At 76.0% G+C, this 19,460-nt stretch carries 20 protein-coding genes and 1 riboswitch; of the genes, 6 read left to right on the top strand and 14 right to left on the bottom strand.

Translation table 11 applies throughout. The features are described 5' to 3' along the window. Window positions 1–510: 510 nt before the first annotated feature. A complete protein-coding gene (locus FBY24_RS07440) occupies window positions 511–1,509 on the bottom strand; it encodes a sulfite exporter TauE/SafE family protein (protein WP_142159411.1) in 999 nt (332 codons plus the stop codon). A 214-nt stretch (window positions 1,510–1,723) separates the two neighbouring features. Then, on the bottom strand, window positions 1,724–2,182 hold the full coding sequence (locus FBY24_RS07435; RefSeq protein ID WP_142159409.1) for an Rrf2 family transcriptional regulator: 459 nt from the start codon (window positions 2,180–2,182) through the stop codon (window positions 1,724–1,726). Window positions 2,183–2,269: 87 nt separating this feature from the next. Between FBY24_RS07435 and FBY24_RS07430 the strand changes: the two genes are divergently transcribed. From FBY24_RS07430 to FBY24_RS07420, 3 genes are all read left to right on the top strand, one after another. Then, a complete protein-coding gene (locus tag FBY24_RS07430) occupies window positions 2,270–2,608 on the top strand; it encodes a metal-sensitive transcriptional regulator (protein WP_140458068.1) in 339 nt (112 codons plus the stop codon). Between the two features lie 27 nt (window positions 2,609–2,635). After that, window positions 2,636–2,869: a heavy-metal-associated domain-containing protein gene (locus FBY24_RS07425; RefSeq protein WP_140458069.1), complete on the top strand. Its 234-nt coding sequence runs from the start codon at window positions 2,636–2,638 to the stop codon at window positions 2,867–2,869. 65 nt (window positions 2,870–2,934) lie between these two features. Further along, on the top strand, window positions 2,935–5,361 hold the full coding sequence (locus tag FBY24_RS07420) for a heavy metal translocating P-type ATPase (protein ID WP_142163284.1): 2,427 nt from the start codon (window positions 2,935–2,937) through the stop codon (window positions 5,359–5,361). Between the two features lie 179 nt (window positions 5,362–5,540). Here the strand turns inward: FBY24_RS07420 and FBY24_RS07415 are convergent, their stop codons facing one another. Genes FBY24_RS07415 through FBY24_RS07400 form a run of 4 tightly spaced genes read right to left on the bottom strand, consistent with a single transcriptional unit; the run spans window position 5,541 to window position 8,282 of the window. Next, window positions 5,541–6,326, bottom strand: a complete 786-nt coding sequence (locus tag FBY24_RS07415; RefSeq protein ID WP_142159407.1) for an ABC transporter permease — start codon at window positions 6,324–6,326, stop codon at window positions 5,541–5,543. Further along, entirely contained in the window at window positions 6,323–7,327 is a 1,005-nt protein-coding gene (locus FBY24_RS07410; protein WP_142159405.1) for an ABC transporter ATP-binding protein, read from the bottom strand. The genes FBY24_RS07415 and FBY24_RS07410 overlap by 4 nt, the downstream gene beginning before the upstream one ends. Next, entirely contained in the window at window positions 7,324–7,629 is a 306-nt protein-coding gene (locus tag FBY24_RS07405; protein ID WP_142159403.1) for a transcriptional regulator, read from the bottom strand. The genes FBY24_RS07410 and FBY24_RS07405 overlap by 4 nt, the downstream gene beginning before the upstream one ends. Continuing rightward, window positions 7,626–8,282, bottom strand: coding sequence for a hypothetical protein (locus FBY24_RS07400; protein WP_142159401.1), 657 nt, complete (start codon window positions 8,280–8,282; stop codon window positions 7,626–7,628). The genes FBY24_RS07405 and FBY24_RS07400 overlap by 4 nt, the downstream gene beginning before the upstream one ends. A 158-nt stretch (window positions 8,283–8,440) precedes the next feature. On the opposite strand from FBY24_RS07400, the gene FBY24_RS07395 reads away from it, so the two are divergent. Beyond that, complete coding sequence (locus FBY24_RS07395; protein WP_304515648.1) at window positions 8,441–9,193, top strand: CPBP family intramembrane glutamic endopeptidase; 753 nt, start codon at window positions 8,441–8,443, stop codon at window positions 9,191–9,193. 7 nt (window positions 9,194–9,200) lie between these two features. Here the strand turns inward: FBY24_RS07395 and FBY24_RS07390 are convergent, their stop codons facing one another. After that, a complete protein-coding gene (locus FBY24_RS07390; protein WP_142159398.1) occupies window positions 9,201–9,785 on the bottom strand; it encodes an HdeD family acid-resistance protein in 585 nt (194 codons plus the stop codon). Between the two features lie 244 nt (window positions 9,786–10,029). On the opposite strand from FBY24_RS07390, the gene FBY24_RS07385 reads away from it, so the two are divergent. Continuing rightward, window positions 10,030–12,606 carry a lysylphosphatidylglycerol synthase transmembrane domain-containing protein gene (locus tag FBY24_RS07385; protein WP_142159396.1) on the top strand — a complete coding sequence of 859 codons (2,577 nt, stop codon included), beginning with the start codon at window positions 10,030–10,032 and terminating at the stop codon, window positions 12,604–12,606. Window positions 12,607–12,652: 46 nt separating this feature from the next. On the opposite strand, the gene FBY24_RS07380 is transcribed toward FBY24_RS07385, so the two are convergent. The 6 genes from FBY24_RS07380 to FBY24_RS07360 all read right to left on the bottom strand — a co-directional run bounded on the left by FBY24_RS07380 (window position 12,653) and on the right by FBY24_RS07360 (window position 17,626). Further along, on the bottom strand, window positions 12,653–13,033 hold the full coding sequence (locus FBY24_RS07380; protein WP_255432281.1) for an SHOCT domain-containing protein: 381 nt from the start codon (window positions 13,031–13,033) through the stop codon (window positions 12,653–12,655). Between the two features lie 226 nt (window positions 13,034–13,259). Further along, on the bottom strand, window positions 13,260–13,397 hold the full coding sequence (locus FBY24_RS18965) for a hypothetical protein (protein ID WP_160158457.1): 138 nt from the start codon (window positions 13,395–13,397) through the stop codon (window positions 13,260–13,262). Window positions 13,398–13,413: 16 nt separating this feature from the next. Continuing rightward, window positions 13,414–13,488, bottom strand: a riboswitch (cyclic di-GMP riboswitch). 196 nt (window positions 13,489–13,684) lie between these two features. Then, complete coding sequence (locus FBY24_RS07375) at window positions 13,685–13,855, bottom strand: CsbD family protein (protein ID WP_142159394.1); 171 nt, start codon at window positions 13,853–13,855, stop codon at window positions 13,685–13,687. Between the two features lie 59 nt (window positions 13,856–13,914). Then, window positions 13,915–14,526 carry a 1-acyl-sn-glycerol-3-phosphate acyltransferase gene (locus tag FBY24_RS07370; protein WP_142159392.1) on the bottom strand — a complete coding sequence of 204 codons (612 nt, stop codon included), beginning with the start codon at window positions 14,524–14,526 and terminating at the stop codon, window positions 13,915–13,917. Between the two features lie 87 nt (window positions 14,527–14,613). Beyond that, entirely contained in the window at window positions 14,614–15,591 is a 978-nt protein-coding gene (locus FBY24_RS07365; protein ID WP_142159390.1) for an aldo/keto reductase, read from the bottom strand. A gap of 64 nt (window positions 15,592–15,655) precedes the next feature. Then, the gene (locus FBY24_RS07360; RefSeq protein ID WP_255432280.1) at window positions 15,656–17,626 is read right to left on the bottom strand and encodes a penicillin-binding transpeptidase domain-containing protein; all 1,971 of its coding nucleotides are present in this window, start codon (window positions 17,624–17,626) and stop codon (window positions 15,656–15,658) included. A gap of 327 nt (window positions 17,627–17,953) precedes the next feature. Between FBY24_RS07360 and FBY24_RS07355 the strand changes: the two genes are divergently transcribed. Then, complete coding sequence (locus FBY24_RS07355) at window positions 17,954–18,604, top strand: GNAT family N-acetyltransferase (RefSeq protein WP_255432279.1); 651 nt, start codon at window positions 17,954–17,956, stop codon at window positions 18,602–18,604. A 4-nt stretch (window positions 18,605–18,608) separates the two neighbouring features. Here the strand turns inward: FBY24_RS07355 and FBY24_RS07350 are convergent, their stop codons facing one another. Then, window positions 18,609–19,460: an SDR family NAD(P)-dependent oxidoreductase gene (locus FBY24_RS07350; protein WP_142159386.1), complete on the bottom strand. Its 852-nt coding sequence runs from the start codon at window positions 19,458–19,460 to the stop codon at window positions 18,609–18,611.

Raw genomic sequence — 19,460 nt, 5'->3', positions numbered from 1 at the left:
CCGCTCGACGGCGCCGCGCCGGTCGCGGACCCGGGCGACACCGCGCACCACGAGGTCCCCGCCGCGGCCGCGTTCTTCTCGCGGCCGTCCGCGCCCGCCCCGGCGCCGGAGGCGGAGCAGGCGCCGCCCGCGGCGTGGACCGAGGAGGCGTCCTCGGCGGAGACGACGACGGTGATGGAGCCGGTGCGCATCGAGCTCGTGCCGGACGAGCCCGACGAGGTGCCCGCCGAGGAGACGCACCAGCCCGGCACCCCGTGGCCGGCGCCGTCGGAGTCCCCCGAGCCGCGCACGGCGTGGCAGTGGCCGCCGACGGGAGCCGGTACGCCGGACGAGCAGCGCTGACGCCCGTCCCGGGCCGCCGGTCGCGGCGGCCCGGGACCCGGGCACGGACGCCGACGGGGCCCGTGGTGCTCACGCACCGCGGGCCCCGTCGTCCGTGCCGCCCGCCCCTGTCGGTCGGGGCGGCACGGGTGGTGCGGGGCCTCGCACGCCCCGCGCCGGTCGGTCGGCTCACGCCCCCGTCGTCGACCCCCCGGCGGTCCCTGCCGGCACGCCGGTCGTCGCCGACCCGGCCTCCGGGTCGTCCGTCTCCCCGGCCGCGGCACCGGCCGCCGGCGCGTCGTCGGCCGTGCGGGCGGCCTGCAGGTCGGCGCGGTAGGCGCGCACGGACCACGTGACGGCGGCGACCCAGACGAGCGCGATGACGGCGAGCGTCGTCGCCTCCTGCGGGGTGTCCTTCAGGCCGATCCAGTCCGAGCGCAGCAGCGTGCGGGTGTTGACGAGGACGATGACGCCGCCGACCGCGGACCCGAGCACGCGCCCGGGCACGTGCCGCACGAGCCAGGCGGCGATCGGGGCGGCGATCAGCCCGCCGACGAGCAGCGCGAGCGCCCAGGCCATGTTGATCCCCGCCGTGCCGAGCGCCAGCAGGAACCCGACGCTGGCCGCGACCGCGACGAGGAACTCGGACGTGTCGATGGACCCGACGACCTTGCGGGGCTCCAGCCGCCCGGACGCCAGCAGCGCGGGCGTGCCGACCGGCCCCCAGCCGCCGCCGCCGGTCGCGTCGACGAACCCGGCGACGAGCCCGAGGGGTGCCAGGAACCGCTTGCGCAGCGGCAGGTGCAGCCGGTCGGTCCGCAGGCCCTTGAACGTGAACCGGCCCAGCAGGTAGACGCCGAGGCCGAGCAGGACCAGCGACATCACGGGGCCCGCCTGCTCGGTGGACAGCCCGGTGAGGAAGGTGGCGCCGACGAACGCGCCGATGGCGCCGGGCACGCCGACGCGCAGGACGACCTTCCAGTCGACGTTGCCGAACCGCCAGTGCGCGGCGCCGGACGCGAGCGTGGTGCCGATCTCGGCGAGGTGCACGGTCGCCGACGCGGCCGCGGGGTTGGTGCCGATGGCGAGCAGCAGCGTGGTGGACGTGACGCCGTAGGCCATGCCGAGGGCCCCGTCCACGAGCTGGGCGGCGAGGCCGACGAGGGCCAGGAGGATCAGGGAGGGCACGGTGGACCACCTCGGGATGACGCGCGGCGGGTCCGTGCGTCGGTCGGGCGTGCGGGGCACGCGGTCGGCCAGCTTGTGCCGACGATAATTCCGACCGGCTTAGTCGGTTTACAAGACGCGTGTCATCTGGTGAGACGCGTCTCATGAGTCGGACAGGTGTCCGAGGTGGTGGCCGGGCGTGCGGCCCCGCACGGCGGCGGCGCGACCGGGTGCGTCAGGCGTTCTCCCACGCGTCGGCGCGCGCGGCCAGGTCGTGCACCGAGGCCGGCAAGCGGCCGGCGACCAGGTCCGCGAGCGTCACGACGTCGAGGACGTCGCGGACCGAGGCGCGCAGCGCGACCCACACCTCCAGCAGCGCGGCCGCGGAGCCGTCGTAGGTCAGGCTCGGCGGCCGCTCGTCCCGCACGGTGACCAGGGGCCCGTCGACGGCGCGGATGACGTCGGCCAGGGTCGTCTCCGCAGCAGGCCGCACGAGGCGGTAGCCGCCCGAGCGGCCCCGGACGCTGGCCACGACCCCCGCCCGACGCAGGTCGCCCATGATCCGCTCGAGGAAGCTCACCGGGATCCCCTGCCCGGACGCGAGCAGGTCGGTGGGCACCGACTCCCCGTCGGTCCGTGCCGCCAGCTCGGCGCACGCGCGCACCGCATAGTCCGCCTTCGCCGAGACCCGCATGCGCCGATTCTCCCGTGCCGCGGGCGGCGTCGGCGCGGGACCGCTGGCGCGCTTGCAGCAGATACCCCCCGGGGGTATGTTCGCGTCATGAGCACGGACGAGCCGACCCCGCCGACCGCCGACGAGCACGACGCCCACGCGGGCCCGCACGGGTACACGTCCGCCAAGGACGAGTACCTGCGCCGGCTGCGTCGCGTCGAGGGCCAGGTGCGCGGCATCGCGCGCATGGTCGAGGAGGACGTCTACTGCATCGACGTGCTCACGCAGGTCGCCGCCGTCACCAAGGCGCTGCAGGCCGTGAGCATCGGCCTGGTCGAGGACCACCTCGGCCACTGCGTCGTCGACGCCGCCCGCCGCTCGCCCGAGGACGGCGCCGAGAAGGTCCGCGAGGCCTCCGCCGCCATCGCCCGGCTCGTCCGCAGCTGACCACCACCCACCCACCGAGGAGCCACCATGAGCCACACCACCACCTTCCGCGTCGACGGCATGACCTGCGGCCACTGCGTCAGCTCGGTCACCGAGGAGCTCACCGCCCTGCCCGGCGTCGAGGACGTCCAGGTCGAGCTCGTCACCGGCGGGGCCTCGCCCGTCACGGTCACGTCGCAGGGCCCCCTCGACGACGCCGCGGTCAGCGCCGCCGTCGCCGAGGCCGGGTACGCCGTGACCCCGCCGAGGTCGCTCCTGTGACCGCCCCGGCGCCGCACGGCGCGGCGGACCCGCAGGTCGCGACCGTCGACCTGGCCGTCGAGGGCATGACCTGCGCGTCGTGCGTGGCCCGCGTCGAGAAGCGGCTCAACCGCGTCCCGGGGGCGAGCGCGACCGTCAACCTGGCGCTCGAGAGCGCGCACGTCGAGCTGCGCCCCGCCGAGGAGGGCACGCTCGCGAGCGTCGACGACCTGCTCGCCGCCGTCCGCGCGGCCGGGTACGAGGCGCGCGCGACGAGCACCCCGGCGCCGGCCGCGCACACCGACGAGCAGCACGACGGGCTCCACGGCGCAGCCCACGCCACCGACGCAGACGCGCCGGCGACGCACGCGCACGGCGCGCACGACCACACGGACACGGGGAGCCTCACCGACGCCCCCGCGGAGGACGACACGTCCTCGCCCGTCGACGCCCGCGGGGCCGACCTGCGCCGCCGCCTGCGCGTCGCCGCGGTCCTCACCCCGCCCGTCGTCGTGCTCAGCATGGTCCCGGCCACGCAGTTCACGGGCTGGCAGTGGCTCGTCGCGGCGCTCGCCCTGCCCGTCGTCACCTGGGCCGCGTGGCCGTTCCACCGGGCGGCCGCGCGTGCGGCCCGGCACGGGGCGTCGACCATGGACACCCTCGTGTCGATCGGTGTCGTCGCGGCGACCGGCTGGTCGCTGTGGGCGCTGCTGCTCGGTGGCGCGGGCATGCTCGGCATGCGCATGACCCCGACGCTGCTCCCCGCCGCCGGCGCGGGGCACGGCACGTCGATGCCGGAGCTGTACTTCGAGGTCGCGGCCGTCGTCGTGACGTTCCTGCTGCTCGGCCGGTACGCCGAGCACCGCTCGCGCCGCCGGGCGGGCGACGCCCTGCGGGCCCTGCTCGACCTCGGCGCCAAGGACGTGGCGCAGATCGTCACCGGCCCCGACGGCCGGCGTGTCGAGCAGCGCGTCCCCGTCGGCGCGCTCGCCGTGGGCGACCTGTTCGCGGTGCGCCCGGGCGAGAAGGTGGCCACCGACGGCGTCGTCGTCGAGGGCACCAGCGCCGTCGACACCTCGCTCCTCACCGGGGAGCCCGTCCCCGTCGACGTCGGCCCGGGCGACGAGGTCACGGGCGCGACCGTGAGCACCTCCGGGCACCTCGTCGTGCGCGCCACCCGCGTGGGCGAGGAGACCCGGCTCGCGCAGATCGGCCGGCTCGTGTCCCGCGCCCAGACGGGCAAGGCGCCCGTGCAGCGCCTCGCGGACCGCATCTCGGCCGTCTTCGTGCCGGTCGTGCTGGCGCTCGCCGTCGGCACGCTGGTCGTGTGGCTGCTCGCCGGCGGCGGGGCCCAGGCCGCCTTCACCGCCGCCGTCGCGGTGCTGATCATCGCGTGCCCGTGCGCGCTCGGGCTGGCGACCCCGACGGCGCTGCTCGTCGGCACGGGCCGCGGCGCGCAGCTCGGCGTGCTCATCAAGGGCCCGGAGATCCTCGAGGAGACGCGCCGCGTCGACACCGTCGTGCTCGACAAGACGGGCACGGTGACCCAGGGGCGCATGGCGCTCGTCGACGTCGTCCCCGCGCCGGGCGAGGACGCGGCACAGGTGCTGCAGCTGGCGGGAGCCGTCGAGGCGCTCGCCGAGCACCCCGTCGCCCGTGCGGTCGCGGCCGCCGCGGCCGAGCAGGGTGCCGGGGCCGAGGCCGTCCCGACCGGTGCGGACGGCGTACCCGTCGGGTCCGACGAGGTGCGGGAGTTCCGCGCCGACGCCGGGCACGGCGTGAGCGGCGTGGTGCGGACCGCGCACTCCGGCGTGGGCCTGGCCCGTCGCGTGCTCGTCGGCCGGGCCGGCTGGCTCGCCGACCAGGGCGTCGACGTCGCGTCGGTCACCGCCGCTGTGGACGCCGCGGAGACGGACGGCGCGACCGCCGTCGTCGCCGCCTGGGACGGGCGGGCGCGCGGCGTGCTCGTGCTGCGCGACCCCGTCAAGCCGACCTCGGCCGCGGCCGTGGCCGAGCTGCGGTCGCTGGGCCTGCGCCCGGTGCTGCTGACCGGCGACAACCGGGGCGCGGCGCTCGCGACGGCCCGCGCCGTCGGGATCGCCGACGAGGACGTCCTCGCGCAGGTGCTCCCGGCCGACAAGGTCGCGCACGTCGAGCGGCTGCAGGCGTCCGGCACGCGCGTCGCGATGGTGGGTGACGGCGTGAACGACGCCGCCGCCCTGGCGACCGCCGACCTCGGGCTCGCGATGGGCACCGGGACGGACGTCGCGATCGAGGCCGCGGACCTCACGCTGGTGCGCGGCGACCTCGCGGCGGCGCCGCAGGCGATCCGGCTGGCGCGGCGCACGCTGCGCGTGATCCGGCAGAACCTGTTCTGGGCGTTCGCCTACAACGTGGCGGCGATCCCGCTGGCCGCGCTGGGTCTGCTGAACCCGATGATCGCGGGTGCGGCGATGGCCTTCTCCTCGGTCCTGGTGGTGACGAACTCCCTCCGCCTCCGCCGCTTCACCTGACCCCTCCCCACCCCTCCCCGCCGACCCCGTCATCCGTGCCGCCCCACCCCCGGGCGCCCACCACGGATGACGGGGTCGCGCTCGTCCCGGTCCCGCCGACCCCGTCATCAGTCGCGGACCGGGGCCGCTGGACGTCACCGATGGCGGGTCGGCGGCGGGTGGTGAGCGGGGCGGCGGGGTCAGTGGAAGCGGCGGCCCTCGTCGTTGCGGAGGGCCCAGGCCGCCAGGGCCGCGAAGGCCAGGGTCCAGCCGATGAGGACCGGCAGGGCCAGGGCGCCCGCCGGCTCGCCCGTCGTCACCTGGACGACCAGGTCACGGGCCGCACGCGACGGCAGCCACTGCGAGACCGCGTCGAGCCAGCCGGGGAAGAACTGCGGCGGCATGAACAGGCCCCCGGCGAACGCCAGCGGGAAGAGCGTGGCCTGCACGACCGCGAGCGCCGCCTTGACCGAGAGCCCGTACCCGATCGCCAGGCCCAGCAGGGTGAACGGCACGGCGACGCCGACGACCATCGCGACGGCGCCGAGCACCTGCAGGGGGCTGAGCGTGGCGGCGGTGAGCAGGACGCCGGCAAGCACGAGCGGTACGAGCGACAGGTACGCCCAGAGCAGCCCGTTGAGGACGCGCCCGGCGAGGCGCGGCGCGGGGCGGGCGGGCAGGGTGCGCACGTAGGTGTCGAACGGCTTGGCGCGGTCCTCCGCGACGCCGGCGCCGTGCGTGAACATGCAGGCCGACATGATGGCGAAGGTGCCGAGCTGGGCGACGGCCGCGGTGGCGGCGACGGGGTCGTCGGCGACGGCGCTCTGCGGGACGATGAAGAACAGCAGCGCCAGTCCGGGGAAGAGCATGTTGCCGAGGACGGCGATGGGGACCCGGGTGGTCTCGAGGAACTGGTAGCGGGCGTGCAGCCAGGTCAGCGACCAGGCGGGCCGGAGCGCGGTGCGCGGGGCGTGGGCGGTGGTCATCGGTGCGCCTCCTCGGCGGGGGTCCCCGGGTCGGGGTCGGTGCGCGCCGTCAGGGCGAGGAACGCCTCCTCGAGGGACGCGCCGCGGACCTCGAGGTCGCGGAACGGCAGGTCGTGGGCGACGAGCGCGCGGACGGCGTCGTCGGCGTCGGAGGCGAGCAGGGTCCAGCGGCTGCCGTCGCGGCCGGGGCCGGCGGGCAGGACGTCCTGGACGCCGGGGAGCGCCCGGAGGCGCGCCGGCAGGGCGGGGTCGCCGTCGGCGGTGGGCGCGCTGCCGGGCCCGGCCGTCGCGTCGGGGACGGTGAGCGTGACGCGACGGACGGTGACGAGGTCGACGACGGCGTCGAGGGTGTCGTCGGCGAGCACGCGTCCCTGCCCGACGACGACGACGCGCTCGGCGAGGGCCTCGATCTCCTCGAGGTAGTGGCTGGTGACGATGACGGTGGCTCCGTCGGCGTGGTAGTCGCGCAGGGCCTGCCACAGGACGTGGCGGGCCTCGACGTCGAGACCGGTGGTGGGCTCGTCGAGGAGCACGAGGCCGGGCCGGCCGACGAGGGACAGCGCGACGGCGAGGCGACGGCGCTGGCCGCCGGACAGGCCGCCGGTCTGCCGGTCGGCGAGGTCGGCGATGCCGAAGCGCTCGAGGACCTCCGTGGCGGGCATCGGGGCGGCGTAGTGGCCGGCGACGAAGTCGACGACCTCGCGGACCTTGAGGGTCTCGGGCAGGCCGGTGTCCTGCGGCGTGGTGCCGAGACGGGTGCGGGACGCGGGGTCGCGGGGGTCGTTGCCGAAGAGCCGGACGACGCCGCTGTCGGGGCGGCGCAGCCCCGACAGCAGGGAGAGCAGGGTGGTCTTGCCGGCGCCGTTGGGGCCGAGCAGCCCGACGATCTCGCCGGTGTCGACGCGCAGGCTGACGTCGTCGAGCGCGACGACGTCCCCGAACCGCCGGGTGGCGTGCTCGACGAGGACGGGCGGGTGGTCGGCGACGGGGGGTGCGGTCATGGCTGGGCTCCCTTGAGCAGCGCGGTGAGGGTCTGGGTGTACCGCTCGAAGGCGTGGCGCCCGGCGGTGGTCAGCTCGACGTAGGTGGCGGGGGTGCGCCCCTCGTGGGTCTTGGTCTGGGTGACGTAGCCGGCCTGCTCGAGGCGGCGCAGGTGGGTGGAGAGGTTGCCGGCCGTCATGTCGAGGAGCTTCTGCAGCCGGGGGAAGGCGATGGAGTCGCCGGTGCCGAGCGCCGCGAGGGTCGCGACGACCCGCAGCCGGGAGGCGGAGTGGATGACGGGGTCGAGCTCGGCCTCGGTCATGCGGCCCGCCGCTGCCAGGCGGCCACGGCGGCGCCGACGAGCAGGCCGCCCCCGCCGCCGGCGGCCATGACGAGGTGCCCGGCGGGCAGGCCGACGAGGCTGGTGACGACGGTCATGACGAGGATCCAGGCGCCGAGGGCGTAGAGGGGCTTCTCCTGCCAGAGCGCGCCGCCGGCGAGGTAGAGCAGGCCGACGACGAGGAGCGCGATGCCGTTGGCGGCGGTGGTGAGCACGACGTCGTCGGCGCCGGCACGGGCGAGGCCGCCGACGATGGTGCCCTGGGCGGCGAACCCGAGGAACCACGCCCAGCCGTACATGGCGCCGGTGGACCTGCTGACGCCCCGCACGCCGCGGGTGGCGCGCAGCACGTGGACGAGGGTGACCACGAGCGCGGTGACGAGGCAGACGCCGAAGACGGCGGCGGCGACGCCTTCGGCGGGCCCGCCGGCGTCCTGCGTGGCGCCCCACCAGCGGGCGCCGTACCCGACGACCCAGGCCAGGCCCCAGACGGTGAAGAGCAGGCGGTCGTCGACGGTCGCGTTGCGCACGGCGCGCCGCTGGGCGTCGACGATCGCGAGGCCGGCGCGCAGGTCGAGCGGCTCGTCGTCCTCCGGGGCGTCGGGGGCGGGCTGGTCGGGCAGCGACTTTGTCACGCAAACTACTTTGCTCCCGCGGCAGCACCCGCGTCAAGGCGCCTGTGGCCGCGCAGCCCGCTCCCAGCGCCGCGCCGTACGCTGCCGACGTGGACAGCAGGCCGGACGTCGACGCCCCCGGGCGCCCCGAGCGGGCCCCCGCCCCCGAGCAGGCCGCGGTGCGCCGCCGGCTGACCGCCGAGATCTGGATCGTGCTGGGCCTCTCGCTCGGCAAGTCCGCGGTGTACGCCGTCGTCTCGCTGCTGGCCGCGCTCACCGCGGGGCCGGCCCTCGCCGACCAGACCACGACCCTCAACGCCAGCCGCTCGCCGCGACCGTGGCTCGACCTGACGTACCAGCTGCTGTCCATCGGGTTCGCCCTCGTGCCCGTGGCCCTCGCGCTGTACCTGCTCTCCGCGAACGGCCGCTCGGCGGTGCGCCGGATCGGGCTCGACGCCGCCCGGCCCCTGCGGGACCTCGGTGTCGGCCTGGGGCTGGCCGCCGTCATCGGGATCCCCGGGCTCGGCCTGTACGTGGCCGGGCGGGCGCTGGGCATCACCGTCGAGGTGCAGGCCGCCGCGCTGAACGCCGCGTGGTGGACGGTGCCCGTGCTGATCCTCTCGGCGCTGCAGAACGCGCTGCTCGAGGAGGTCGTCGCGGTCGGATACCTCATGGAACGCCTGCGCGAGATGCGCTGGAGCACGCCCCTGGTCGTCGCCGCGAGCGCCCTGCTGCGCGGCTCCTACCACCTGTACCAGGGGTGGGGGCCGTTCGTCGGGAACGTCGTGATGGGCGTCGTCTTCTCGCTGTACTACGTGCGCCGACGGCGCGTGATGCCCCTGGTGGCCGCGCACACCGCGCTCGACGTCGTGGCGTTCGTCGGCTACGCGATGCTGCCCGAGGAGTGGCTCGAGGCGATCGGCGTCGGGTGACGCACCGCTAGGCCGCCGGGCGGCTCTCCAGCTCGCGGGCCAGGGACCGCACGGCGAACCCGCCGACGACGTTGAGCGCGCCGCTGACGAACGCGAACAGCCCGAGCAGCACCGCGAACACCGCGAGCGACTGCTGGGGCCGCACCACCAGCAGCAGGGCGAACAGCGTCGAGACGAGCCCGAGCGCGAACGGCCAGTGCCAGCCCACGTCGCGCGACCGGGAGATCGCCACCGACGCGATGATCGACACGACGCCGAGCACCAGCAGCCAGGCCGCGAGCAGGAAGAACAGCACACGCACGGTCGGCCCGGGCCACAGCATGACGACGGCGCCGACCAGCACGCCGCCCAGCCCCTCGACGACCCACCACCCCGACCCGGGCGTGCCCCGGTTGGCCAGGCCCTGCGCCGCCGCGAGCACACCGTCGACGACCGCGAAGAGGCCGAACAGCCAGATGATCGCCGACGTCGTGACCGTGGGCTGCGCCAGCAGGGCGATGCCGAGCACCAGCAGCACGACGCCACGCAGCACGGGAAGCCACCACACCGACCGCAGGACCTTCGAGACCTCGTGGGCCACGTCGTCGACCATGAGGGACCTCCGTCCGCGGGTGCGTGCGGGCCGACGGCCCGGTGCGACGCACCCCCTCCGCCGAACGTAGCGCCGCCGGACCTCCCGCACCCGCCGAGACGCGACGGGTCGACCACGCCGCCGCCGCACGGAGGCCCCCGCGCCGACGCGAGCGGTCCTCCGTCGCAGGGCGGAGGGGACGACGTGCCGAACCCCACCGCGAGGCTGACGAGCGCGACGGGGCACGCTGCCTAGACTCGCCAGCATGCCCGTCCCGCCGTCGTCAGCGCCGGACGGCGCCGTCGAGGAGGGCCCCGGCACCCCCGCAGGACGCACGGCGCAGCCCCCCGCCGACCCCACGACCCGCACGCCCGGCACCGACGACGTCCGCGACGTCCCGCCCCCGGTCGACGTGCTCGACACCCCGACGACCCGCGTCCACCACCCCGGCGACCTCCTGGCGCTGGTCGCCACCGCGCTCGGCGCCGCCCTCGTCGTGGTCCTGGCCACCTACGCGCAGAACACCACGACCGGTGTCGCCGAGGACGTCCAGGGCTTCGCCGACCTGCTCCGCCGGATCCTCTTCGTCCCCGTCTCGTTCCTCGAGGCGTTCACGACGATCGTCGTGCCGATCGCCGTGCTCACCGAGCTCGCCGTGCGCCGGCTCGGCCGCCAGCTGCTCGAGGGCCTGATCGCCGCCGCCGCCGCGATCCTCGTCACCACCGCCGTGCACTGGGTCGTGCAGACCCTCGGCAGCCCGCACGTCCAGGTCGGCCTGTCCGTGCGGCTCGGCGGCGCGTGGGTCCTGACCATCCCGAGCTACATGGCCATGCTCGCGGCCCTGCTCACCCTCAGCGGCCCCCGCAGCCGCCGCCGGTCGGTCGCGTGGTCGTGGAACCTGCTCTGGGTGACCATCGGCGTCCTGCTCATCACCGCGCAGGTGTCGCTGCCGGGCGTCGCGCTCGCCCTGCTGCTCGGACGCACCGTCGGCCTCGCCGTCCGGTACGCGTCGGGCGTGACCACCGAGCGCGCCGAGGGCGACGCCCTCGTGCTCGGGGTCCGGCGCGCAGGGCTCGTGCCGGCGCGGATCCACCGCGTCCACGACCCCGCCGGTGCCGAGCCCGCGCCCGGGTCCGCCGCGCTCCCCACCCCCTCCCCCGCACGGCTCGCGCTCGCCCGCTCGTCCGGCGACCGGCTGTACGCCCTGACCACGGCCGACGGGCGCGAGCTCGACCTGCTCGCGTTCGACGGCGACCGCCAGGTCGTGGGCATGCTCACCCGCCTGTGGCGCAGCCTGCGCCTGCGCGGCATCGAGGGCCGGTCGGCCCTGTCGCTGCGCCAGGCCACCGAGCGCGCCGCCCTGCTCGCGTACGCGGCCGCCGCCGCGGGCGTGCGCACCCCGCAGCTGCTGCGCATCGCCGAGGTCGACGACTCGCTGCTGCTCGTGCAGGAGCGACCCGGCGACGCCGTGCCCGTCTCGGAGCTGGACGACCTCGACGACCGCGAGCTCGACGAGATCTGGGTCCAGCTGCGCCGCGCGCACGCCGCCGGCCTCGCGCACCGCGCCCTGACCAGCGACGTCGTGCTCGTCGAGCGCACGCCCGACGGCCCGCAGGTGTGGATCACGGGCTGGGAGCTCGGCGACGTCGCGTCTTCCGAGCTGGCCCGGCGCCTCGACGTGACCCAGCTCGTGGCCCTGCTCGCGCTGCGGGTCGGCGCCTCCCGCACGGTCGCGTCCGCGGCGCGGGCCCTGACCGAGACCGAGCTCGCCGGGGTCGGCCCCCTGCTGCAGACCGTCACGCTGCCGCGCCGCACCCGCGACGAGCTGCGCGCGCACCGGGACGTCCTCGCCGACCTGCGCACCGTCCTCATCGAGCGGCTGCCCGCCGCCGCCGACCTCGAGCCGGTCCAGGTCGTCCGGTTCGGTGCGCGGACGATCTTCACGATCTTCGTCACCGTCGTCGCGGTGTTCATCATCCTCGCGACCATCAACGTCGCGACGATCACCGAGGTGCTGGCCGAGAGCGACTGGCGCTACAGCGCGCTGTCCTTCGCGTTCGGGCTGGTCACGCTCCTGGGGGCGGCGCTCGCGTTCGTCGCGTTCTCCCCCGTACGCCTGCCCGTCTGGCGCGCCACGCTCGTGCAGACCGCCGCGACCTTCGTCGCGCTGGCCGCCCCCGCCGGGATCGGCCCGGCGGCCCTCAACCTGCGGATGCTCACGCGGCGCGGCGTCTCGTCGTCGCTGGCCGCCGCGACCGTCGCCCTCGTGCAGGTCAGCCAGTTCGTCGTCACGCTGCTGCTGCTGCTCGTGCTCACGCTGACCTCGGGCGTCGGCTCCGACGACCCGTTCACGGTCCCGCCCGCGGCGCTCGTCGCGCTCGCCGTCGTGGCCCTGCTCGTCGGGGCCTCGCTGCTGTTCCCGCAGGTGCGCGCGTGGGTCACCGCCAAGGTCGGGCCGACGGTCCGCCAGACGCTCCCCCGGCTCATCGAGGTGCTCGGACAGCCGTGGCGCCTCGCGCTGGCCCTCGGCGGCAACGTGCTCATGACCATGGGCTACGTGCTGGCCTTCGACGCGGCGCTCGCGGCCCTGGGCCAGAGCGCGAGCCTCGTGCAGGTCGCCCTGGTGTACCTCGCGGGCAACGCCGGCGGGGCGCTCATCCCCACCCCGGGCGGCATCGGCACGGTCGAGACGGCGCTCGCCCTGGGCCTGACCACGGCCGCCGGGGTCAACGCCGGTGTCGCGGGGACCGTCGCGATCCTGTTCCGCGTGATGACCTTCTGGCTGCGCATCCCGTTCGGCTGGGTGGCGATGCGGTACCTGCAGCGCGTCGGCGAGCTCTGACACCGGCGCGGGCCCGGACGCGTCGCCCGGGCCCGCGCCGGTCGTGTCAGGCCGCCAGCGCCCGCGACTTCAGCTGCGCGAACTCGGCGGCGTCGATCGCCCCGGAGTCCAGCAGCTGCTTGGCGGTGGCGATCTGCTCGGCCGGCGACGTGCCGGCCACGGTGCGGATGTACTGGTCCGTCTCCGCCCTGACCTGCTGCACGGCCTGCGCGTGCCGCTCCGCCATGCCCTTGCCGCGGGCGATCAGGTACACGAGAGCCGCCAGGTACGGCAGGACGATGAGGAAGACGACCCAGCCGGCCTTCGCCCACCCGCTCGCCTCGCGATCGCGGAACAGGTCACCGAGGATCTGCCACAGGATGACGAGGTAGGCGAAGAAGAAGAACCAGTACATCAGGACGAGGAACCACTCCCACAGCGTGTCCACGGTCGAACCCCCCGGCTCATCGCCCGCGCCGTAGGCGGGCGCCATGCTCGCGACACTAGGACCGAGGGGGTCGGCACTACAGGGACGCGCGCGGAATCACGGCGTGTCGCGGCACGCCACGCCGTGAGGCGACCTCGTCGGTGCCGTCCGACGCGCCCCCCGACGAGCCCTCAGACGCGTCGAGCGCCGCCCCGGCAGGGACGGCGCTCGACGGGTGGTGCTGGGTTCAGGCGGCCATGCTCTCGCGCTGCACGGGGATGGTCGCGGACGCCTCGAGGCGGGCAGCCAGGGCGGCCCAGGCGCTCAGGCGGGTGGTGGGGAGATCGGTGCGCGACTTGTCCGCCGCAGATCCACGCTGGTCCATGATCGACCTCTCATCGTTCGGTAGCCCGGCTGACCCAGTAGGTCCCGTGGCTTTGCGTCCCCGCCTTGCGGAGGGTTTGCCGTTTCGCTGACGTCGTCGACCCTAGCCCGGCCGCGACGACCGTGGGAAGAGTCCACCCGGGGAAATACTGGACCGCCGCCCAATTCACCCGCACGGGGGACCGACACGCCGGGCCGGAAGCGTGCACAGGTCCGTCCGGGGTCCCCCGGACGCACCGCGCCCCGCGAACCAGCAGGTCCGCGGGGCGCAGGATGCTGCGGCAGCGCTCAGCGCACGGCGTCCTTGACGTCGTCGCCGGCCTGCTTGAGGTTGGCCTTGCTCTGGTCTGCCTTGCCCTCGGCCTCGAGGCGCTCGTCGTCCGTGAGCTTGCCCCAGGCCTCCTTGGCCTTGCCCGCGGTCTCCTCGGCAGCGTGCTTCGCCTTGTCGTCCAGTCCCATGGCGGCCTCCTTCGTCGGTGCGCCGTGCGCGAGGGTCGTCGCGGCGCGTCCCGACGACGCTAGGCGGCCGGGGCGCCGTCCGCATCCGGAGCGGGCGGGCCCGACGGCTCGTCGCGCAGGCGCGGCTCCGTGCGACGCGCCGGCACCAGCCCGGACTTGTCGGCGTAGAACGCACGGACCACGTCCATGTCGGCCCGCACGTCGCCGGTGAGCGTGATCGTCGGGCCCAGGCCCGTCGTCATGGTCGTACGGTCCACGTAGCCGAGCGTCACCGGCAGCCCCGTCGCCCGCGCGATGCGGTAGAAGCCGGACTTCCAGCCGCTGCCCGAGCGGGTGCCCTCCGGCGTCACCACGAGGTAGAACCGCTCCCCCGACGCGATCCGCGCGACCAGGTCGTCGACCAGCCCCGCCGGGTCGCGGCGGTCCACGGGGATGCCGCCGAGCGCGCGCATGACCGGGCCGCCGATCCCCCGGAACAGCGTGTGCTTGCCGAGCCACCGGAACGGCAGGTCCTGCTCGGCGCCGATGGCGAGCATCAGGACGAAGTCCCAGTTCGAGGTGTGCGGCGCCCCGAGGAGCACCCCGGCACCGTCCCGGGGCAGCCGCTCGGTGCGCAGCGTCCAGCGGCTGACCGCCCAGTACGCCCGGGCCAGGGTCGTGCGCGTGCTCATCGTGGTCCCGTCGCAGCAGGGGTCAGGTGAGAGGGACGCTAGCCGATGGGACCGACGCCCCTTGCGTCGTCCGGCCCGGCGCGTCGCTCAGGCGTCGAAGGGCGCGTCGAGCCACGTGCGCGACGGGGGCAGGAGCGTCGCGAGCTCGTCGAACAGCTCCTGCGGCAGCGGCGTCGCCGCCGCGGCGAGCGTCTGGGCGACCCGCTCCGGGCGGGACATCCCCACGATCGTCGACGTGAACCGGTCGTCGCGCAGCGAGACCTGCAGGGCGGCCGTGCGCAGGTCCGTGCCGTGCGCGGCGCACACCGCACGCATGCGCGCGACGGCGTCGAGCACCTCGGGCGGGGCGGGGCGGTAGCCGTACGTGGTGGGGCCGCCCTCCTGGTGGGCGAGCACGCCGCCGCCGAGCACCGCGGCGTTGAGCACCCCCATGCCGCGCGCGCGGGCCTCGGCCACGAGCGCGTCGGCGGACCGGTCGACCAGCGTCCAGCGGTTGTGGACCAGCAGCACGTCGAACACCCCGAGTGCGAGGTACCGGGCCATCTCCTGCACGCGCCCGCCCGCGAGGCCGATCGCCCCCACCGCACCGGACTCCCGCAGCTCGACGAGCGCCTCGACCGCACCGTCCGGCGCCGTGAGGTCGTCGAACTCGTGCCGCTCCGGGTCGTGCAGGTGCACCAGCGGCAGGTGGTCCAGGCCCAGGCGGCGCCGCGACTCGTCGACGGAGCGGCGCACGCGCTCGCCCGAGTAGTCCGAGCCCTCCGGGTCCACCTTGGTGGCGACCACGACGTCCGCGGGCAGCCCGCCGTGCGCCGTGAGCGCGGCCCCGATCCGCCGCTCGCTCTCGCCGCCGGAGTACCCGTTGGACGTGTCGACGAAGCGGACGTCGCTGCGCAGGGCCGCGAGCACCGTGCTGATGCCGCGCTCCGGGGAGACGTCCTCGCCGAACAGCTCGGGCATGCTCCCCAGCGGCCCGCCGCCCAGGCAGAGGGCGCTGACCGTCAGGGACGTCCCGGGCAGGGGGCGCATCCACCCGGCACCGCCGGGCACGTGGGGTACGGGCATCGTCGTCTCCGTCTCAGGGCCTGCCGTCGTCCGTCTGCGCCCGCGGCCGGGCGCGCCGTCGACGTCAGCCGACGAGGAACGCGCGCATCAGCGGGCCCGCCGTCGTCGAACCGTAGTCGCCCTCGGCGACGAACACCGACACCGCGAGGTCACCCTGGACCGCGATCATCCACACGTGGTTGCGCAGGTCGTCGCCCGTGCCGAACTGCGCCGTGCCGGTCTTGGCGATCACCGGCCCCCCGGGCACGTCGGCGAGCAGGGTCGCGCCGCCCTCGGTGACGACGGCCCGCATCATGTCGCGCAGCGCGGCCGCCTCGTCCTCCGTCAGGGGCGTGGCCGGGGTCGACGGGGCCTCCTGCGCGGCGGTCTCGGTGGGCGCGTCCGCGGCCTCGCCCGTCGCGTCGTCACCCGCAGCGCCGCCGGCCGCTTCCACGACCAGCACGGGCGTCACCGTGCGGCCCGCGCCGACCGACGCCGCGACCGTCGCCATGCCGAGCGGCGACGCGAGCACCTGGCCCTGACCGATGACCGTCGCCGCCAGCGCCGTGCCCGACGCGTCCGCGGGGACCTCGCCGAGGAACGCGGGGAAGCCCAGCTGCACGTCCGGCTCCAGGCCGAGCGAGCGCGCCGCCTCGACGATGCCGGCCGGGGTCGTCGTGTCCCGGGCGCCGATGAAGGCCGTGTTGCAGGAGTTGGCGAACGCCGTGCGGAACGGCACGTCGCCGGACGCCGCGGCCGGGTACCCGGGGAAGTTCTGGAACGTGCGGCCGTCGACCGTCACGGTCGCCGGGCAGCTCACCGTGGCGTCCGGCGTGAGCCCGCCGCGCAGGTACGCCAGGGCGGACGCGACCTTGAACGTCGAGCCCGGCGGGTACTGCCCGACGGTCGCGGTGGACAGCCCCTCGCCGCCCGCACCGCTGGCCGCGGCCACGACCTCGCCCGTCGACGGGCGGATCGCGACGACCGCCGACGCGGGGGCCACGCCCGCGAGCACGGCCTCCGCGCGCTCCTGCAGCCCGACGTCGAGCGTCAGGCGCAGGTCGCCGCCCGCGACCGGCTCCGTGGTGAACAGCTGCCGGACCGCGTCGCCCTCGGCCGGCACGGCCTCGACCGTGACGCCGGGCGCACCGCGCAGCAGGTCGTCGTACTGGCGCTGCAGGCCCGACAGACCGGTCAGGTCCCCCGCCGCGATCTCCCCGGCCGAGTCCTCGACGATCTCCGCGGTCGCCAGCCCGACGGTGCCGAGCAGCGGCCGGGCGAACGTGCGCGTCGGCGCCAGCGGCAGCTCGTCGTCCTGCACCAGAACCCCGGGCAGCGCCGCGAGCGCGGCCACGTCGTACGCGGGGTCGTCGGCGCGCACGACGATCGCCTCGACGAAGGCCTGCTCGCCCGCGCCCTCGACGCGGGTCGCGTACTCGGCCGGGTCGATCTCCAGGGCCTGCGCGAGCGCGGTCGCCGCGGCCCCCGCCTGCCCGGCCTCGACGCGGGTCTTGTCGATGCCGACACGCTTCACGGCGCGCGGCTCGACGACCACGGCGCCGTCCGCGCCGAGCACGCGGCCGCGCTCGGCGGTCGTGCGGGTCAGGCGCAGGGTCTCGCCGTCCATGAGGTCGGGCGCGAGGAGCGCGTCCTGCCACACCACCCGCCACACGTCCTCGTCGTCGAGCACGACGTTCGCGGTCGCCTCGTAGCTCCAGTCCTCGTCGGTGCCCGGCAGGTCCCACGTGACGGTGAGGGGCGCCGTCGCGCTCTCGCCCTCCTCCGCGACGGTGACGTCGCCCGCCGCGACGGCCGCCGTGGCCTCGCCCAGCCCGGCGACGACCTCGGCGCGCCGGGCCTCGATCGCGTCGGCGCCCGCGGACCGGGCGTCGAGCGGGACGTCGTCGAACTGGCCGGCGACGAGCGCGTCGGCGAGGGCCTGGACGGCGGGCGCCGGGTCGGGGCGGTCGGGGGTGCAGGCCGTGAGGCCGACGGTGCCGAGGGCGCCGACGGTCAGCGTGACGAGCAGCCCACGGACCGGTCGGGAGCCGGGCACCCCCCGCGCGTGGCCTGCTCGTCCGTCCGTCGCCCGTGCCGTCGCGTCGCGCACCCGTGCCCCCTCGTCGTCGCTGGTCCTGCGGTCATGCAGCCTGGCAGCGTCGGGCGGGCCCCGGGGCGGGCCGCGCCGATCTTCACGCGTCCTCCCCAGGCCACGTCGGGGTCGTCCGGGTCGTCACGGGCCGTCAGGGGGGGTCGCGGGGCGGCAACCAGGAGATTTCACCCGGCCGACACCCGCCCCGACACGCCCGCGCGGTTGCACCTGGACGCACGTCCGGACGACGATCCGGACATGGACGCAGGGGGACGCCCAGCAGGCGCACGCATGCCACCACCCGACCAGGTGGGCCGGCTCAGACCGCAGGACCGCACCGAGGCGGCCGCGGTGCTGGCCGCGGCACTGGGTGAGGACCCGGGGTTCAGCCACATCTTCCGCGACCCGGCCCGCCGTCAGCGCGAGCTGCGCGCGGTGTACCGGCTCACGCTCGCGGACGCGCTGCGGTACGGGCACGTGCTCGTGACCAGCCACGACGGGGAGATCACCGGCGTGCTGGTGCTCTACGGCCCCGGCGCCTACCCGATGGCCTGGTGGCGGTGGGTGCGGCAGGCGCACCGGGTGCTGCGGATCGCGGTGATCGCCCGCGAGCACAGCCCGGGGATCATCCGGTTCGGTGCCCTGACGTCGAAGGGCGTGCCGCGCGACGCCTGGTACGTCGAGGCGTTCGGCGTGCGGCCCGACCGGCAGCGCGAGGGCCGGGGGTCGGTCCTCATGCGGGCGTTCGGCGAGCTCGCCGACGGGCGGCGCGAGCCGTCGTACCTGGAGACCACCAAGCCCGACAACGTCGGCTACTACCTGGCGCGCGGGTACGACGAGATCGGCGAGCACGTGCCGATCTCGTCGCAGGGCCCGTGGATCTACCCGATGACGCGCCCCGCGGCGGACGAGCACGGCACCGCCGGCACAGCCGCCGGGTGAGCGCTCAGCCCGTGACCGACGCGGCCACGAGCTGCTCGCTGCGCTCCCACAGGGCGCGGGCGAGCGCCGGGTCGTGCGCCCGGGGGTTGCCGCGGGCCGGACGGTCGTCCGACCAGTAGCCGCCCGTCGGCCAGTCCACGCCGGGCGTGGTGCGGGCGAGGCGCACGAGCGTCGCGGCACCCTGCTCGGGCGTGCGCATGAGCCGCCTCCCGAGCCGGGAGCGGTAGAACCAGCCCGACAGGTCGGCGGACGTGGCCGCGAAGCTCGTGGCGACGCCGCCGGGGTGCACGGCCGCCGTGGCGAGGCCCGCGTCGCCGTACCGCCGGTCGAGCTCGCGCACGTGCAGGACGTTCGCCAGCTTGGCGTCGGCGTACGCGCGCAGCGACGAGTACCGGCCCTCCGGCGCGGGCTCGCCGGCCCGGCGCGCGTCCTCGACGGTCATGCGGGACGCCCGTGACGCGACGCTCGACGTGGCGAGGACGGTCGCGCGCGAGGCCAGCAGCCGGTCCATGAGCAGGTTCGTGAGCAGGAAGTGCGCGAGGTGGTCGACCTGGAAGGTCGCCTCGAGGCCGTCCGGGGTGACGGTGCGCTCGCCGAACACCCCGCCCGCGTTGTTGACGAGCACGTCGATGCGCTCGTACGCGGCGAGCAGGTCGGCGGCCAGCCCACGGACCTCGTCGAGGCGCGCGAAGTCGGCCACGTGCGCCGGCCCGCCCACCTCGGCGGCGACCTGGCGGGTGCGCGTCGGCGACCGGCCCACGACGACGACGGTGTGCCCGTCCGCCGCGAGCGCCCGTGCCGCCGCCGCCCCGATCCCGTCGCTGGCCCCCGTGACCACGATCGTCCTGCCGCTCAT

This window comes from Cellulomonas sp. SLBN-39, from assembly GCF_006715865.1.
In the GTDB taxonomy this organism is placed as follows: domain Bacteria; phylum Actinomycetota; class Actinomycetes; order Actinomycetales; family Cellulomonadaceae; genus Cellulomonas.
The sequence above is the reverse complement of the archived record's forward strand: the minus strand, read 5'-3'. Positions and strand labels throughout refer to the sequence as shown.

Excerpts from the sequence above, each read along its gene's own strand:
- FBY24_RS07435 (WP_142159409.1), bottom strand. The coding sequence starts at position 2,182 with ATGCGGGTCTCGGCGAAGGCGGACTATGCGGTGCGCGCGTGCGCCGAG.
- FBY24_RS07430 (WP_140458068.1), top strand. The coding sequence starts at position 2,270 with ATGAGCACGGACGAGCCGACCCCGCCGACCGCCGACGAGCACGACGCC.
- FBY24_RS07425 (WP_140458069.1), top strand. The coding sequence starts at position 2,636 with ATGAGCCACACCACCACCTTCCGCGTCGACGGCATGACCTGCGGCCAC.
- FBY24_RS07420 (WP_142163284.1), top strand. The coding sequence starts at position 2,935 with ATGACCTGCGCGTCGTGCGTGGCCCGCGTCGAGAAGCGGCTCAACCGC.
- FBY24_RS07415 (WP_142159407.1), bottom strand. The coding sequence starts at position 6,326 with ATGACCACCGCCCACGCCCCGCGCACCGCGCTCCGGCCCGCCTGGTCG.
- FBY24_RS07410 (WP_142159405.1), bottom strand. The coding sequence starts at position 7,327 with ATGACCGCACCCCCCGTCGCCGACCACCCGCCCGTCCTCGTCGAGCAC.
- FBY24_RS07405 (WP_142159403.1), bottom strand. The coding sequence starts at position 7,629 with ATGACCGAGGCCGAGCTCGACCCCGTCATCCACTCCGCCTCCCGGCTG.
- FBY24_RS07390 (WP_142159398.1), bottom strand. The coding sequence starts at position 9,785 with ATGGTCGACGACGTGGCCCACGAGGTCTCGAAGGTCCTGCGGTCGGTG.
- FBY24_RS07385 (WP_142159396.1), top strand. The coding sequence starts at position 10,030 with ATGCCCGTCCCGCCGTCGTCAGCGCCGGACGGCGCCGTCGAGGAGGGC.
- FBY24_RS18965 (WP_160158457.1), bottom strand. The coding sequence starts at position 13,397 with ATGGACCAGCGTGGATCTGCGGCGGACAAGTCGCGCACCGATCTCCCC.
- FBY24_RS07375 (WP_142159394.1), bottom strand. The coding sequence starts at position 13,855 with ATGGGACTGGACGACAAGGCGAAGCACGCTGCCGAGGAGACCGCGGGC.
- FBY24_RS07370 (WP_142159392.1), bottom strand. The coding sequence starts at position 14,526 with ATGAGCACGCGCACGACCCTGGCCCGGGCGTACTGGGCGGTCAGCCGC.
- FBY24_RS07365 (WP_142159390.1), bottom strand. The coding sequence starts at position 15,591 with ATGCCCGTACCCCACGTGCCCGGCGGTGCCGGGTGGATGCGCCCCCTG.
- FBY24_RS07355 (WP_255432279.1), top strand. The coding sequence starts at position 17,954 with ATGCCACCACCCGACCAGGTGGGCCGGCTCAGACCGCAGGACCGCACC.
- FBY24_RS07350 (WP_142159386.1), bottom strand. The coding sequence starts at position 19,460 with ATGAGCGGCAGGACGATCGTGGTCACGGGGGCCAGCGACGGGATCGGG.